Source organism: Enterococcus sp. ZQ21 (genome assembly GCF_030053755.1).
In the GTDB taxonomy this organism is placed as follows: domain Bacteria; phylum Bacillota; class Bacilli; order Lactobacillales; family Enterococcaceae; genus Enterococcus_B; species Enterococcus_B lactis.
Map to the genome: position 1 here is coordinate 1,210,865 of NZ_CP125658.1, position 15,773 is coordinate 1,226,637.

Annotated in this window: 18 protein-coding genes; all 18 read left to right on the forward strand. The window is 39.3% G+C overall.

The genetic code is table 11. The features are described from left to right. Positions 1 to 46: 46 nt before the first annotated feature. Positions 47 to 730: a DUF1538 domain-containing protein gene (locus QK255_RS05825; protein WP_283341614.1), complete on the forward strand. Its 684-nt coding sequence runs from the start codon at positions 47 to 49 to the stop codon at positions 728 to 730. Next, entirely contained in the window at positions 727 to 1,500 is a 774-nt protein-coding gene (locus tag QK255_RS05830; protein ID WP_002292007.1) for a DUF1538 domain-containing protein, read from the forward strand. Before QK255_RS05825 ends, QK255_RS05830 begins: the two co-directional genes overlap by 4 nt. Next, the gene (locus QK255_RS05835) at positions 1,497 to 1,895 is read left to right on the forward strand and encodes a P-II family nitrogen regulator (RefSeq protein WP_002292005.1); all 399 of its coding nucleotides are present in this window, start codon (positions 1,497 to 1,499) and stop codon (positions 1,893 to 1,895) included. Before QK255_RS05830 ends, QK255_RS05835 begins: the two co-directional genes overlap by 4 nt. A gap of 184 nt (positions 1,896 to 2,079) precedes the next feature. Beyond that, positions 2,080 to 2,751 carry an LCP family glycopolymer transferase gene (locus tag QK255_RS05840; protein ID WP_002292003.1) on the forward strand — a complete coding sequence of 224 codons (672 nt, stop codon included), beginning with the start codon at positions 2,080 to 2,082 and terminating at the stop codon, positions 2,749 to 2,751. 61 nt (positions 2,752 to 2,812) lie between these two features. Next, positions 2,813 to 3,250, forward strand: a complete 438-nt coding sequence (locus QK255_RS05845) for a hypothetical protein (protein WP_002292001.1) — start codon at positions 2,813 to 2,815, stop codon at positions 3,248 to 3,250. Positions 3,251 to 3,261: 11 nt separating this feature from the next. Next, complete coding sequence (locus tag QK255_RS05850) at positions 3,262 to 3,930, forward strand: 2,3-bisphosphoglycerate-dependent phosphoglycerate mutase (protein WP_002291999.1); 669 nt, start codon at positions 3,262 to 3,264, stop codon at positions 3,928 to 3,930. A gap of 60 nt (positions 3,931 to 3,990) precedes the next feature. Next, positions 3,991 to 4,614 carry an HAD-IA family hydrolase gene (locus QK255_RS05855; protein ID WP_002306550.1) on the forward strand — a complete coding sequence of 208 codons (624 nt, stop codon included), beginning with the start codon at positions 3,991 to 3,993 and terminating at the stop codon, positions 4,612 to 4,614. A gap of 55 nt (positions 4,615 to 4,669) precedes the next feature. After that, a complete protein-coding gene (locus tag QK255_RS05860) occupies positions 4,670 to 5,056 on the forward strand; it encodes a DUF1149 family protein (RefSeq protein WP_002291995.1) in 387 nt (128 codons plus the stop codon). 211 nt (positions 5,057 to 5,267) lie between these two features. Further along, on the forward strand, positions 5,268 to 6,659 hold the full coding sequence (locus QK255_RS05865) for an L-cystine transporter (protein WP_002291993.1): 1,392 nt from the start codon (positions 5,268 to 5,270) through the stop codon (positions 6,657 to 6,659). 270 nt (positions 6,660 to 6,929) lie between these two features. Beyond that, positions 6,930 to 7,298 (forward strand): VOC family protein, encoded by a 369-nt coding sequence (locus QK255_RS05870; protein ID WP_002291991.1) that lies wholly within the window; start codon positions 6,930 to 6,932, stop codon positions 7,296 to 7,298. A gap of 178 nt (positions 7,299 to 7,476) precedes the next feature. Next, positions 7,477 to 8,418: an oxygen-dependent tRNA uridine(34) hydroxylase TrhO gene (gene trhO / locus QK255_RS05875; protein WP_002291988.1), complete on the forward strand. Its 942-nt coding sequence runs from the start codon at positions 7,477 to 7,479 to the stop codon at positions 8,416 to 8,418. A 68-nt stretch (positions 8,419 to 8,486) separates the two neighbouring features. Then, a complete protein-coding gene (locus tag QK255_RS05880) occupies positions 8,487 to 9,218 on the forward strand; it encodes a metallophosphoesterase family protein (protein ID WP_002291986.1) in 732 nt (243 codons plus the stop codon). A gap of 143 nt (positions 9,219 to 9,361) precedes the next feature. Continuing rightward, positions 9,362 to 11,542: a Tex family protein gene (locus tag QK255_RS05885; protein ID WP_002291985.1), complete on the forward strand. Its 2,181-nt coding sequence runs from the start codon at positions 9,362 to 9,364 to the stop codon at positions 11,540 to 11,542. 19 nt (positions 11,543 to 11,561) lie between these two features. Further along, the gene (locus QK255_RS05890) at positions 11,562 to 12,032 is read left to right on the forward strand and encodes a SprT family protein (protein WP_002291983.1); all 471 of its coding nucleotides are present in this window, start codon (positions 11,562 to 11,564) and stop codon (positions 12,030 to 12,032) included. Between the two features lie 27 nt (positions 12,033 to 12,059). Then, the gene (locus QK255_RS05895; RefSeq protein WP_002291980.1) at positions 12,060 to 12,821 is read left to right on the forward strand and encodes a YdcF family protein; all 762 of its coding nucleotides are present in this window, start codon (positions 12,060 to 12,062) and stop codon (positions 12,819 to 12,821) included. Between the two features lie 130 nt (positions 12,822 to 12,951). Continuing rightward, positions 12,952 to 14,286 carry a UDP-N-acetylmuramate--L-alanine ligase gene (gene murC, locus QK255_RS05900; RefSeq protein WP_002291978.1) on the forward strand — a complete coding sequence of 445 codons (1,335 nt, stop codon included), beginning with the start codon at positions 12,952 to 12,954 and terminating at the stop codon, positions 14,284 to 14,286. A gap of 306 nt (positions 14,287 to 14,592) precedes the next feature. Then, a complete protein-coding gene (locus QK255_RS05905) occupies positions 14,593 to 15,078 on the forward strand; it encodes a MaoC/PaaZ C-terminal domain-containing protein (RefSeq protein WP_002291977.1) in 486 nt (161 codons plus the stop codon). After that, on the forward strand, positions 15,071 to 15,754 hold the full coding sequence (locus QK255_RS05910; RefSeq protein WP_002306560.1) for a Bax inhibitor-1/YccA family protein: 684 nt from the start codon (positions 15,071 to 15,073) through the stop codon (positions 15,752 to 15,754). Before QK255_RS05905 ends, QK255_RS05910 begins: the two co-directional genes overlap by 8 nt. Positions 15,755 to 15,773: the final 19 nt, after the last annotated feature.

Genomic DNA, 15,773 nt, shown 5'->3' on the forward strand with positions numbered 1-15,773 from the left:
ACTCTTTCATTTTAAGGTAAACTTAAAGAGTAAAGGAGGAGGATACATGCTAAAAAATTTTAAAGAAGTGATTGCTGCCATATTGCCGATGACCGTCCTGATTGTCATTTTAACGTTTGTTTTTGCGCCGTTAGAAGGAGAAGACCTCGCTTCATTCTTGGTAGGTGCGGCTATCATGATGATCGGAATGACGCTCTTTTTGTTTGGGGCAGACTATTCCATGATGGAAGTCGGAGATCTAGTAGGGAAATATATGATCAAAAAGAAAAGTTTGGCTGTTTTGGTCAGTTTGGGGTTTGCTATCGGGATCGTGATCACGATTGCCGAACCTTCCGTGCAAGTTTTGGGACAACAAGTATATGATATATCTGACGGAGAGATTGGCAGAGTGTTGCTGATTGGGATCGTCAGCGTCGGCACTGGAGTATTTCTAGCCTTTGCGCTGCTTCGGGTCGTATTCAAGCTATCCTATTATCAATTGATGGCTATAGGCTACATAGGCGTTTTGATCGCCTCGTTGTTCACCAGTTCCGAATTCATGCCGATTGCTTTTGATTCGGGGGGAGTGACTACTGGTCCAGTAACTGTCCCATTTATCTTGGCCCTTGCCGGAGGGATGACTAGTATGATCAAACAAAAGAAAAATGAAAATGACAGCTTTGGAATGGTTGGTATTGCTTCATTAGGACCAATTCTTGCCGTAATGATTTTGGGGGTGATCTTCCAATGAATTTCTGGCAGCAAGTGATAGATGGTATCGAGATCGTTACTATGGAAGTTATTTTAGCAGTGGCACCTATCGTGATTCTATTTGTTTTGATGAATATCATTAGTTTTCGTATGCGCAAGAAGCGTTTCTTTGACATTATGAAAGGCTTCATGATAACGACTATTGGGTTGATCCTTTTCCTGCACGGAGTCAATATGGCTTACGTTCCGGTAGGACAGCATTTAGGTAGTACGATCGCTGGATTGCCCTATAATTATATATTGGTTCCACTTGGCTTTTTGATGGGGTTCCTAGTAGGGTTTGCTGAGCCGGCGATTCATGTAATGGTCAAACAGGTTGAAGAATTGAGTGAAGGGAGGATCCGGTCGAAAGTCATGCTGATGGTAATTTCGATTGGGATTGGCGCAGCAGTAGGATTGTCTATGTGGCGTTTGCTCGTCGGATTCTCTCTTTATTATTTCTTGATTCCAGGATATGGGCTAGCATTTATTTTAGGACGAAAAGTGGACAAGATCTTTTTAGCAATGGCTTTTGACAACGGTGGAGTAGCAACGGGTCCGATGTGTTCGACATTTATTTTATCAATGAGCGTGGCGATCGCTGCACAAATTGAGGGAAGAGATCCGATCATTGATGGGTTTGGTGTGGTTGCAATGATTGCATTGACACCAATATTATCCACTTTAGTACTAGGATATATTTATAAACGAAAAGATGAAAAAGACAGAATCGAAAAAGAAAGATTGCAAAAATTGGGGGGAAGCAAATGAAAGATCTTGTAGCATTGAATCTTCACATGATTGTGACGATCGTGGACGGAGGAACAGGTGAAGATGTCATCGACTTTTCAAAAGAAGCAGGTGCAGCTGGCGGTACAATCTTGCATGGTCGTGGTTCTGGTGTACATGATTCAGGGAAATTTTTAGGTTTGGACATCTCGCCAGAAAAAGATGTTGTTTTGACATTAGTACCAGATAGTTTGACGAATCAAGTGATGGATGCGATTGGTCAAGGCATCAACATCGATGTTCCAGGTAACGGGATTTGTTTTAGTATTGATGTAGATAAAGTAATTGGTATCACTAAGATTCATCAGTATCGGGAAATTATCGGGATGCAGGAACTTTTGGATGAAACTAACGATAGAGAAAATCCTGAATCATAGACAAGCATTTGAAGAAAAAATAAACCTAAATAAGAAGGCGGATGAACGTTATTTCCGCTTTTTTGTTTAGGTTTTTTTCGTGAATACTTATGAAATAGTAAATTTTTATGAAATTCTTCTCTAAGCATCAGACATTCTTTTCAAAATATGCTATTTTAAAAATGATGAAAAAAGGGGGAGAAAAATGAATTTTTTAGTTGTTTTAAAAGATACTCTGATTGAGCGGTCTACATTTCTATATGTTCAATTGCAGGAAAATAAAACATTGCTGCATTTTTCACCAGAGTTCCATCTAGAGGGACTAACATTAGGAGAAATTTATCAAGCAGAAGGACTATCGGCTGTTTTGCACTTTTTTGAGGCAGAATTGGAATTACCGGTAAAAGATTATATCGAGCTTTCTCTCGAATCTTGGGATCGAGCAGTCGTTGAGCTATTCCCAGAAGGTTTGATGATCGATACGAATGATGGGAAGATTCATTTGACTGCAGCAGAACTACAGAAACAAATGCGTTATCAAATAGATGATGAAAATTCTTTTTCTATTTTTAGACGTCAGCAAAAGATTCTAAAAAGCTTTTTAAAAGTAATCAGTAAAAAACGGAATTTGATCAAAACGACTCAACTGTTGAAAAAATACCCAAATCTGCTTCATACGTCCATTCAATTCCCTCAATTGATTACGATGATCCATCGATTTATACGTATGCAACAGCTACCATCTAAGAAGCTGTTTTTGCCATTGACGGACACATTCCGTGTAGTCAACAGAGAAGATAAAAAGAAAGTGATTGTGATCGACTTTACCAGAAATCGGAATGTCCTTCATCAAGTCGCAATGGAAAAGGCCAATTAAGGCTTTTTCTTTTTTGTTTTTTTTGTCATAATGAATGATAGATGATGGAGGAGATAATAGGATGCAAACATGGTTAGAAAGACTGATACGGTTTCAGCAGAACTATCAAAAACTTATGCAGGGAAGATATGCAAAATTTGATCAATTGAATCGGGTTCTATTGATTATCGCACTTTTTTTTAGTTTACTAAGTCGGTGGTTGCCATTTAGAATCGGGCAATTGTTGTTCATCGTCTTTTTCGGATGGATGCTATTTCGTTTTCTATCAAAAAAAATCTATCCTAGACTAAATGAAAATCAACGTTATTTGGAATATTTTGATAAAGTCAAAGAAAAATATCATCAGATGAGAAACAAAAAGCAAGCTAAAACGGAACGAAAAAGCTATACTTTTTTTGAGTGCCCGAATTGTCATCAAAAGCAGCGTGCGCCTAGAGGAAAAGGACGAATACGCGTGACATGCAAAACATGTGGCATAAAATTCGAAACGAATGTTTAAGGGAGAAAAAAATGAAATTAGTATTATTGCGTCATGGCGAAAGCGAGGCAAATTTTGAAAATTACTGGACAGGGTGGCTAGATGTCGCCTTAACAGAAAAAGGAAAAGAACAAGCAGCAGTAGCCGGTCAAAAAATGTATGAAGCCGGTCTTCAATTCGATGCGGTTTACACCTCTGTTTTAAAACGCGCGATTCTTACCGGTCAAGTCGCACTAGAAGAAATGGGGCAGTTGTGGCTTCCTATAGTAAAAACATGGCGTCTGAATGAACGGCACTATGGGGATCTTGTTGGTAAAAACAAGGATCAGATGAAAGAAATATACGGAAAAGATCAAGTAAAGAAATGGCGCAGAGGATATACAGAAGTTCCGCCGTTAACCGCAGAAAACCGATTTGACCGCAGATATGATCATTTGGATCCACATTTGATTCCGCACGGAGAAAGTCTAGAAATGACAGTGAATCGGATCATTCCTTTGTGGCAAGATCAACTAGCACCAAAACTGAAAGATCGGAAAGATTTACTAGTTGTGGGTCATGGGAATAGCATCCGAGCACTGACAAAATATTTAGAAAATGTTCCTGAGGATCAAATGGATACAATTGATATCCCGAACGCACAACCAATCCAATATACATTAACAGACGATTTGACGATTCTAGAGAAAACAATACTTTAATCAACGTATTTATCTATAATGAAAGATAGAAAAAAGAAGCAAAGGAATGGAACAAAAAACGTGAGAAATTATATATGGGACTTTGATGGGACATTGTTTGATACGTATCCCGCAATGGTAGATGGTGCTCAGCAAGCTCTAAAAGATTTTGGTATCAATATGGACAAAAAAGAGATCTACTTCAAAATGAAAAAATATTCCACCAGTTATTTGATCAATGAATCAAATTTGGACGCCAATGAGTTTAATGAATGGTTTCATCGGTATGAGAAAAAAAGCAAGGAAGCTTCCCGTCCATTTCCAGAAACGAAACAAGTACTTGAAAGGCTAAAAATCAATGGAGGACGTCACTTCATCTTGACCCACCGTTTGACAGAATCGACATGGGAACTGCTGAAAGAGTATCAATTAGCCCATCTGATTGAGGAAGTAGTAGGGATTGATCAGGATTTTCCTCGTAAACCGGATCCAGCATCTTTAAAGTATTTGATTGAGACTTTTCATTTAGAAAGAACAGACACGATGATGATCGGCGATCGCCGTTTAGATATTGAAGCAGGGAAAAACGCAGGAGTCGTTACTTGTCTTTACGATATCGATCATTTTCTGGGAGAGATTCCTGCAGATTATGTGGTAGGAAATTTGAATGAAATCCTATCCTTGCAGAGTAACGTAAAAAAATAGTATCCCCTTACAAAGGAGATATGTTATAATTTTTATAAAGGAGTGATAAAATTATATGGAAATCAGAAGACAAAAAGAAGTAGTAGAAGCATTTCATTATGATATGAGATTACCGAACCAAGAAGTAGAAACAGATTTGAAAGTGGGCTTCTCGCCTTTGAAAGAAACGATCGAAAACTATCCGAAAGAACATAGCATCGTAGGAGCACGCTTAGAGTTCCGTTTAGTGTTTGATACATATGTTTTATCTGGAAGTGTGAGTCAGATCAATCATATCCTCAATCGGAAAATTGAAGGTCAAAATGATGTCACACAAGAAGAAGTGGACGAACTAGTAGCACCTTTATTCGATATCGTACGCCGGATGTCTTATGAGGTGACAGAGATCGCCTTGGATCAGCCTGGGGTAAAATTGAATTTTCAATCAGAAAAACAAGAATAGACAGTAAAAACATGCCTGTGATAGTTTTAATCTATCACAGGCATGTTTTTTTATTACTAATTTTAAGCAAAAAGAATGTCATTTCGATGAAAATCGTCTAAAATATAAAAGTCACTGAAAAAAATTTTTCAGGAGGATGGTTGAAGAATCATTCTCGGGAACCTTTACTTCCTTCGATGGACTTGTCATTAATAATATGAGGAGGAGAAAAATGACAACACTCATCACAGTTTTAGTGGTTCTAGTTTTTGCGGCATTATTATATGTGTTCTATCGTATGCAAAAGCGCCATACAAAATTTTCAACACGCGTCTTTACAGCATTAGGAGTTGGTATCGTCTTTGGCGGTCTGCTTCAATTGATCTTTGGGGTAGAAGACAAAGTCGTTACTCAATCAATAGAATGGATCGGGATCGTAGGACAAGGGTATGTATCATTCTTGCAAATGCTAGTTATGCCTCTAGTGTTCATTTCGATCATTGGTGCATTCACAAAAATGAAAGTTTCTGAAAAGCTGGGGAAAATCAGTGCAACTGTACTGACTTCTTTACTTGGTACAACAGCTATTGCAGCATTGATCGGAATCGGTTCAACGATGCTGTTCGGTCTTCAAGGAGCTAAATTCACACAAGGAGCAGCAGAAACAGCACGGATCTCTGAATTGGCGACACGTCAGGAAACGGTTGAAAACTTATCGATTCCGCAGCAGATTTTATCCTTTATCCCTAAAAACGTATTTGCTGATTTAGCAGGTAGCCGTGCAACTAGTACGATTGGAGTCGTTATTTTTGCAGCCTTTGTCGGTATCGCTTATCTAGGGGTGAAAAGAAAAGCGCCAAAAGAAGCAGCATTCTTTTCAGATCTAGTCGACAGTCTGTATAAAATCATTATGCGGATTGTGACGCTTGTTCTGCGTTTGACACCATATGGGGTATTTGCTTTGATGACAAACGTTTTGGCAACAAGTGATTTTGCAGCTATCGTCAATTTAGGTAAATTTGTCGTTGCATCTTACGTAGCATTGCTGGCTGTTTTAATTGTCCACTCACTGATTTTGATTGGTGCCAAAGTCAATCCAATCAACTATTTCAAAAAAGCTTTTCCAGTATTGAGCTTTGCGTTTACTTCACGTTCAAGTGCCGGAGCCTTGCCATTGAACATCGAGACTCAGACAAAAGCTTTAGGAGTAGACGATGCAACAGCTAACTTCTCAGCAAGTTTTGGTTTATCTATTGGACAAAACGGCTGTGCTGGTGTTTATCCAGCTATGTTGGCAACGATCGTCGCACCAGCGGCTGGAGTGAATGTCTTTAGTTTGGAATTTATTTTGATGCTTGTGGCGATTGTAACAATCAGCTCTTTTGGTGTAGCCGGAGTCGGCGGTGGTGCAACATTTGCTTCACTGATCGTTTTAGGGGCAATGAACTTGCCAGTAGCAATCGTTGGGTTAGTTATCTCTGTTGAACCATTAATCGATATGGCACGCACAGCAGTAAACGTCAGCGGTAGCATGGTAGCTGGTATCGTGACAAGTGCACGCATCAAAGATTTAGATCGCGATGTCATCAATGATGATTCAAAAGTGATCGATGTGAATGCATAGTTAAAAACATACTAAGATTAGAGGGGAACATCATTGATAAATGAGGTTCTCCTCTCTTAGTATGTTTTTTTATTCATTCCATATAAGTACAAAATATTTATTCCGAAAAGTGAAAGTCGGAATAACAAAAACAACCAACTTAATTTATTATTAAAGAGAAGCGTATTTAAGTAGGATGAATCTGTTGAGAGCTTTCGTAGATTTTCCCATTTTCCTATGGTAAACTGACAAAGTTGGGGATGTTAGAACAGATCGTTTAGGAGGAAACAGATGTTTACAAATGAAATAAAAATCATGCTGTATGTGGACGATGTAGAAAAAAATGCAGCGTTTTGGAGAGCAATTGGCTTTGCGGAAAAAGATCGTCAAGAAATGGATGGGACGCTTGTAATTGAAGTAGGGATTGAGGACAGTCAAACCTCATTCGTGTTATATGATCGAGCGTTTGTTGAGTCCCATTCACCTGGTACAGCTACTAGTGCCCCATCTTTGATGTTTTACAGCAAAGATATCTTTGGATTATATAAAAAAATGCAGACGCAATCAGTCACATTAGGTGATATGGTACAGCTTGGAGAAGAATATGTCTTCAACTTTGCTGATCCTGATGGCAATTACTTTGCGGTTACAGGTAAATAATAGAAACAAAGACTTTGTTTTTCTGTGCAAAACAGGAAAGCGAAGTTTTTTTAATTCAAATAATAATATTATGTAAACAAAAAAACCACATGCGTAATTATACACAAGCAAATAAATCGTCAAATGCGAACGCCTTCTTTATACTGTTTAGGAACGAAAAGAAGGAAGGAAGAAATACATGGATTATCAAGTACTGCTTTATTACAATTATACAAAAATAGAAGAACCAGAGGAATTTGCCAAAAATCATTTAGCCTTTTGCAAATCTTTGGATCTTAAAGGTCGTATTCTAGTAGCTGAAGAAGGAATAAATGGTACTGTGTCTGGAACCGTTGAAAACACGACTGCCTATATGGAAGCAATGAAAGCTGATCCTCGATTTGCTGATACGATGTTCAAGATTGATCCAAGCGAAGGACATGCCTTTAAGAAGATGTTTGTAAGATACCGTCCAGAGCTTGTAAGTTTAAAGCTAGAAGAGGACATTGATCCAAACCAAGTGACAGGTGCTTATCTTTCACCGCAAGAATTTAAAGAAGCTATTTTAGACGAACAGACAGTGGTGATTGATGCACGGAATGATTATGAATATGACTTGGGGCATTTTCGAGGGGCCGTACGCCCAGATATACGCAGTTTTCGAGAGCTTCCAGACTGGATTCGCGAGCACAAAGAAGAATTTATGGAAAAACGGGTAGTGACCTACTGTACTGGTGGTATTCGTTGCGAGAAGTTTTCTGGTTGGCTTGTCCGTGAAGGATTCAAAGATGTCGGACAGCTGCATGGCGGTATTGCTACTTATGGTAAGGATCCTGAAGTCCAAGGAGAATTATGGGACGGCAAGATGTATGTGTTTGATGAACGAATCGCTGTCGATATCAACCAAGTAGATAAACAAATCGTCGGTCGCGACTGGTTTGACGGAACACCATGTGAACGATATATCAATTGTAGCAATCCTGAGTGCAATCGCCAGATTCTTGCTTCCATTGAAAATGAAGAAAAACATTTAGGAGCATGTAGCGTAGAGTGTGCGAAACATCCACGCAACCGCTATGTTCAAGACCATGGAATCTCTCCAGAAGAAGCAGAACTGCGGTTTGCAGCTTTAAATAAATAGAAAACAATAGTTTTGATTGTCGACCATTTCCAATATGCGCTATACTATCGTTGAGGATGGTGATCCACATGAAATCATTGATTTATGCTATTGGCGATGTCCATGGTAAATATGATCTTTTTGAAAAACTTATTCACTATTATGATCCGACGATCCATCAGCTTGTTTTATTAGGAGATCTCAATGATCGAGGACCTCGTACAAAGGAATGTTTTCTATTAGGAAAACAATTAGTCGAAGAAACAGGAGCCATTTATCTCCGGGGCAACCACGAAGAATATTTTTTGCAATTTCTGCAAGCACCGGAGGACTGGTATGCGCCTTATATCAGAAATGGTGGAAAAGAAACATTTGAAAGCCTACTTCACCCAGGTGCGTCGGAGGAATACTCCCCGACTGAAATCTCAATGATGATCCGATCGAGATACCCAGAACTGATTGAATTTTTAGTCCAGCGCCCCTTGTATTATGAATGGGAAAATTATCTGTTTGTCCATGCTGGAGTGGATTTGACAAAGAAAGACTGGCGTAAGACAAGTCCAAGCGATTTTATTTGGATACGGGAACCATTTCATGAAGGGAAAAACAATACAGGTAAGACAATTGTATTTGGACATACGATTACACCAATGCTCCATGGAGATATGCAGACAACAGATCTCTGGATTCAGGATCATAAAATCGGAATGGACGGTGGGGCTGTATTCGGAGGGTCATTGCATGGGGTTGTTTTTGACAAGGAAGGCATCCTTCAAGACATTGAATATCAGAACAACGAAGGATCTTGGCAAGGAATCTGACAAATGGAAAGAATGAAGGAGCTGCGACTTTGTTGCGGCTCTTTTTATTTGTATAGATAATATTGTTTCTTTCAGCAGTTTAACCCATGATAAAAAGTATGATAGAATAAAGATGCAATTTTTAGCAGAAAAGAGGCATTTTAATGACGGAAAATTTGAACCAGACAATCATTCAGCTTGTACAAAAAGAGCTTTCAGACTATCGTCCCAAGCAGTTGACGACTGTACTTAATTTGTTAAATGAAGGAAACACCGTTCCTTTTATCGCGCGTTATCGAAAAGAAATGACGGGAAGTCTTGATGAAGTCCAGATTCGTGAAATCGAAGAGCGGTATGCATATCTTGAAAACTTAGAAAAACGAAAAAACGAAGTGATTCGGCTGATCGATGAACAAGGGAAACTGACCCCTGAGTTAGAAACAGAAATCACGCAATCCGTAAAAATGCAACAAGTGGAAGATTTATATCGGCCATACAAACAGAAACGGCGGACAAAAGCAACGATTGCTAAAGAAAAAGGACTTGAGCCACTCGCGCTGTGGCTGATGCAGCTTACAGATGGAGAGGTGCAAACGGAAGCAGAAAAATATATCGATAAAGAAAAAGAAGTCTCTTCTGCTGAAGAAGCGTTGCAAGGTGCGCATGAGATCATTGCTGAACAAGTCAGCGATAATGCAAAGTTTCGGACTTGGATTCGGTCTTATACGTATAACAAAGGCATGTATGTCAGCCAAGTCAAGGATGAGAAAACAGATGAGAAAGGCGTATATGAAATGTATTATGACTTTGCAGAACCTGTCCATAAAATGGTTTCTCATCGGATATTGGCCACTAATCGAGGAGAAAAAGAAGAGGTTCTCAAAGTATTCCTTCAAGTAGACGAAGCAGCAGTTTTAGCTTACTTGGATCGCCAATTAGTGAAAAATCCTGCCTCACCTTCTTCTTCCTTTGTAAGAGAAGCTTATCAAGATAGTTATAAACGCTTTATACAGCCGGCAATCGAGCGAGAACTGCGTAATGAATTGACTGAAAAGGCGGATGAGCAAGCCATCGCTATTTTTGGAGAAAATCTTCGCAATCTTTTGTTGCAACCGCCGCTAAAAGGTAAAGTCGTACTGGGATTTGATCCGGCCTATCGTACTGGATGTAAACTAGCAGTCGTAGATGCGACAGGAAAAGTTTTGGCAATCGAAGTCATTTATCCGCATAAACCTGCAGCACAAGCGAAAAGGGAAGCTGCTGGTCCAGCTTTTATCCAATTGATCAATCAATATCAAGTAGATATGGTAGCTATCGGGAATGGAACAGCCAGTCGGGAATCAGAACTTTTTGTGGCTGAACAATTGAAATCAGCTGACCATAAAGCCTATTATGCCATTGTCAATGAAGCTGGCGCTTCTGTTTACTCTGCTAGCGAAATTGCACGAAAAGAATTCCCGCATCTACAAGTAGAAGAAAGAAGTGCTGTTTCTATTGCCCGTCGTCTGCAAGATCCTTTAGCTGAATTAGTCAAGATCGATCCTAAAGCTGTCGGTGTAGGACAGTACCAACATGATGTTTCTCAAAAACGTTTGACTGAACAATTGGATTTTGTCGTGGAAACAGCGGTCAACCAAGTAGGCGTGGATGTGAACACGGCTAGTCCACAGCTCTTGCAGCATATATCAGGATTGAATAAAACGACTGCCCAAAACATTGTCAGTTATCGTGAAGAAAATGGAGAATTTACTGCACGAAATCAGCTGAAAAAAGTGCCACGTTTAGGACCAAAAGCATATGAACAAGCAATCGGCTTCTTGCGAGTTCCTGGCGGGAAAAACATTTTGGACAACACCGGTATCCATCCCGAAAGTTATTCTATTGCGAAAGACATATTAATGACCGTCCATCTTTCAGAAAAAGAGCTTGGGACAGAAGAAGCAGTAGAAAAATTGACACGGTTATCCGCGGAGAAACTGGCTGAAAGCTTATCAGTCGGAGAAGAAACGTTAGCCGATATTTTAGCTGGGCTGACAAAACCTGGACGAGATATGCGTGATGAGATGCCAGCGCCCCTATTGCGTACAGATGTGTTGAGTATGGAAGATTTGAAACCAGGTATGGAATTGACTGGAACGGTCCGTAACGTCATCGACTTCGGCGCATTTGTCGATATCGGTGTGAAACAAGACGGACTTGTCCATATCTCAAAACTTAGCAAAAAATTTGTCAAGCATCCAACAGACGTCGTGTCAGTCGGAGATATCGTGACGGTTTGGATAGAGCAAGTTGATACGAAAAAAGGCAGAATCAGTTTGACGATGCTTTCCCCTTATGAAGAGTAACAATGAGGAGTAACAAAAATTGACACAAGAAGAACTGCAGCAGTTAGTAGAAGAGATATCATTAAAAAGCTTCCAGCGTCCTTTCAAGCACCAAGCAATGTTCAATCCACGCTTGCGTACAACTGGCGGGCGCTATCATTTAAACGATCATCATTTAGATTTTAATGTAAAGCTGTTTGAAGAGTCAGACAAAGAAACGATTACAGGAATCATCAAACATGAACTTTGCCATTATCATCTGCATCTAACTGGAAGAGGATATCGTCATAAAGATATGGATTTCAAGTATCTTTTGAAAAAAACAGGAGGATTGCGCTATGCGCCAGCCTTGACGAAGAAACAGATAAAGATCGAATATTATCAATGCCAAGATTGTTCTGCCACGATCTGCCGCAAAAGAAGAATCGATGTACACAAATATCGTTGTGGAAGATGTCATGGGGAAATCAAATGGATTGAGACAAAGAGAGAAAGCCTCAATGAAGTATAAAAAATCAGATGAAAGGATGAAGAGTTTTTGGAAAAAAACGAGCAGAGAAATCTAAAAGACTGGAATCAGTTATTAGCCTTTTTAGCCGCGCCTGATGAGAAAGATTTTGAGAAATTGTCGGCACCTACACTTATTTTAGCTGGAAACGGTCTTCCTATCTTAGCTGATAAAGCAGCACAAATGTATGTAAATGGTCAAGTAGAACGTTTGTTTTTGGTCGGCGGGGTGGGTCATGCGACTAGGATCCTTTATGGGAATTTTGAAAAGCAAGGATTTCATTTTGAAGAAGGCATGAGTGAAAGTGAAATCTGTCGTCAGTATCTAAAAGAAGTCTATGATTTGCCCGATAAGGCTTTCCTGATAGAATCGAAGTCTACAAATTCTGGAGAGAACGCCACTTTTTCACTGGAGATTCTTCATTCCTTAGATGCTGTACCAGAAAAAGTCCTATTGATGAATGATCCGACACTGCAACGCAGGACTCGAGCAACTTTTGAGAAAGTATGGCAAAATGAACAAACTGTTTTCGCAAATGCTGTGCCATTTGTGCCGGAAATCCTTCACTTTTCTGAGGAGATCGTCTTTACAGTAAAAGAACTGAACCATCAATGGCCGAAGGAATATTTCTATGCACTGGTGTTAGGAGAAATGGAGCGACTCCACGACGATGAGAATGGCTATGGTCCGAAAGGAAAAGATTTTATTCCTCATATTGATATATCAGAAGAAGTTTGGTCTTCTTATACAAGAATCAAACAGTCAATAAAAACGGATTTTTCCCGTACATGACCTTTTTAGCAGGCGAATCCCCCTTTCTAAATAAATTTGGTTGAAATTTTCAATCGTTTATAAGATAATGAGGAGCGTGTTGAATGTAATAGCTAAAAGAATGGACGCTAGATAAGAGAAGAGGATTCAAATGGAAAATCAAAATAAATTGTATCATTTTGTTGGTATCAAAGGTTCAGGAATGAGCTCCTTGGCTCTTGTTTTACATGAACAAGGTTTAAATGTCCAAGGATCAGACATTGAAAAATATTTCTTTACACAAAGAGATTTAGAAAAAGCAAATATCACGATTCTGCCATTTAACGCAGACAATGTAAAACCAGGTATGACGATTATTGCAGGAAATGCATTTCCTGATTCACATGAAGAAATCCAGCGAGCAAAAGAATTAGGTTTGGAAGTGATTCGCTATCACGACTTTATTGGTCATTTTATCCAAAACTATACGAGTATCGCTGTAACCGGTTCTCACGGAAAAACAAGTACGACTGGTCTGCTCTCTCATGTATTGAGTGGTGTTCGTCCAACAAGTTATCTAATTGGAGACGGAACAGGGCATGGTGATCCGCAAGCGGAATTCTTTTCATTTGAAGCCTGTGAATATCGCCGTCATTTCCTTGCCTATTCACCAGACTATGCGATCATGACAAACATCGATTTTGATCATCCGGATTATTATACAAGTATCGACGATGTATTTACAGCTTTCCAAACAATGGCTGGACAAGTGAAAAAAGCTATTTTTGCGTACGGTGACGACGCTTATTTACGCAAATTAGAAGCAGATGTGCCGATTTATTATTATGGTGTCACAGAAAATGATGATATCCAAGCACGAAACATCGAACGTACAACATCCGGTTCTGCTTTTGATGTCTATCATGGGGATGAATTTGTTGGACATTTCACTGTACCGGCATTCGGCAAACACAATATTTTAAATGCTTTAGGTGTTATTGCAGTCGCGTATTTCGAAAAACTGGATCTGAAAGAAGTTGCGGAAGAAATGCTGACTTTCCCAGGAGTAAAACGTCGATTCAGTGAAAAAATCGTAGCAGACATGACCGTAGTCGATGATTATGCGCATCACCCTGCAGAAATCAAAGCAACCATTGATGGCGCACGCCAAAAATATCCAGATAAAGAAATAATTGCAGTTTTCCAACCTCATACGTTTACGCGTACGATTGCATTGATGGATGAATTTGCAGAAGCACTTGATTTAGCTGATAAAGTTTACTTATGCGATATTTTTGGTTCGGCTCGGGAAGAACAAGGAAACGTTAAGATCGAAGACCTTGGAGCGAAAATCAAAAAAGGTGGAGAAGTCATCAAAGAAAATAATGTATCTCCATTATTAGATTATCATGATGCAGTAGTAATCTTCATGGGTGCTGGAGATGTTCAAAAATTTGAACAAGCGTATGAAAAACTTTTAAGCAGCACGACGAAAAATGTACTGTAATACAATTACTGCAGTGTCCTTATAAAAATAGAAAGAGGGAGAGTGGCAAAATTCTTGTCATGCTCCCTTTTTTACAACTTTTGATAAACGGCGTTCAAAAGCTTGCATCTGCGGTAATAAGCCTAGCCAAATCAAAAACATGAGAAGCTGTTTTTTCTTGGCTGTTCTTATTACTTGATGCAGGACAGCTTTTTCACGACCTCTTTAAACTATAGAAATCTGTTAAATTAAAGGAGCAAAACTTGCCTTTTGCGCTGCTTTTGGTACAATAATGTATGATTAAAAATAAACTGGAGGGTTTCTATCTTGAACATAGGTAAGCCGAGAAAACTAGGAAAAACAATAAATGAAATCGAGGAAGGCGACTCGTTATCTTTAACAGAATCTATTGAAGATAACCAGCTTTTGCTGTATTTGGGATTGACGAATGATGCAAATCCTTTGTATATCCAACATGACTTTGCACAAAAAACAGAATATCATCAGCCAATCGTTCCATCAGTGATGCTGATGGGAATCATCACAAGTGCAATTTCAAAGCATCTTCCTGGACCAGGATCACATGTTGTCAATTTTTCTGTCAATTTTATTGAACCGGTTTTCCATTATGAAACACTGACTTTTCAGTTTGAGGTCATAAAAGTAGATAAGATGAAGGACGTGGTGACGATTTCTGTAGAAGCGGAAAACACGAACGAAGATCGTGTGTTGGATGCTGTTGTTATGGTCCAACCGCCACAAGTTCCTGAATTGGAAATAGCAATCGAAAGTGAAGGTGAATTAAATGAATAATCCAAGTACATCAATGTCAGGCATCAATCGTTTTTATGCAAAAGTTTATGGTTTTTTAGGTATGGGGCTTGCCCTTAGTGCAGTCACTTCTTACTTGGCTCTTTGGGTATTTCCTTTACAACTAGCAACTTTTATCAATAACTTTCCATTAGGCTTTATGGGTCTGTGGATCGTTGAACTGATTTTGGTAATGGTTCTAGGCGTAAAAGCACAAAAGAATCCGAGCTTAGCGATCGGTGGATTCATTGCCTACTCTCTTTTGAATGGCGTAACATTAGCAGTTACTCTTGCATTCTACGATATTGGAACAGTAACACAAGCTTTCTTGACAGCTACCTTGATGTTCATGGGGATGTCTGTTGTCGGAGTGACAACAAAACGAGATCTTAGCGGGGTCGGAAGAGCAGGACAGGCTGCTTTGATCGGAGTGATCATTGCACTAGTCTTGAACATCTTCATTTTGAGAAGTAGCGCAGTTGAGCTGTTCATCTCACTGCTTTTAGTCGTCATCTTTGCAGGGATCACAGCTTATGATAACCAAAGCATTCGTAATATCTATGTCCAGACAAATGGAACAGCACATAGTGGCATTGCTGTATTTATGGCATTGAAGCTGTATTTAGACTTTATCAATTTGTTCTTGGCGTTTTTAAGAATCTTTGGACGGAACAACTAAAAAAGGAAAAAATTGATCA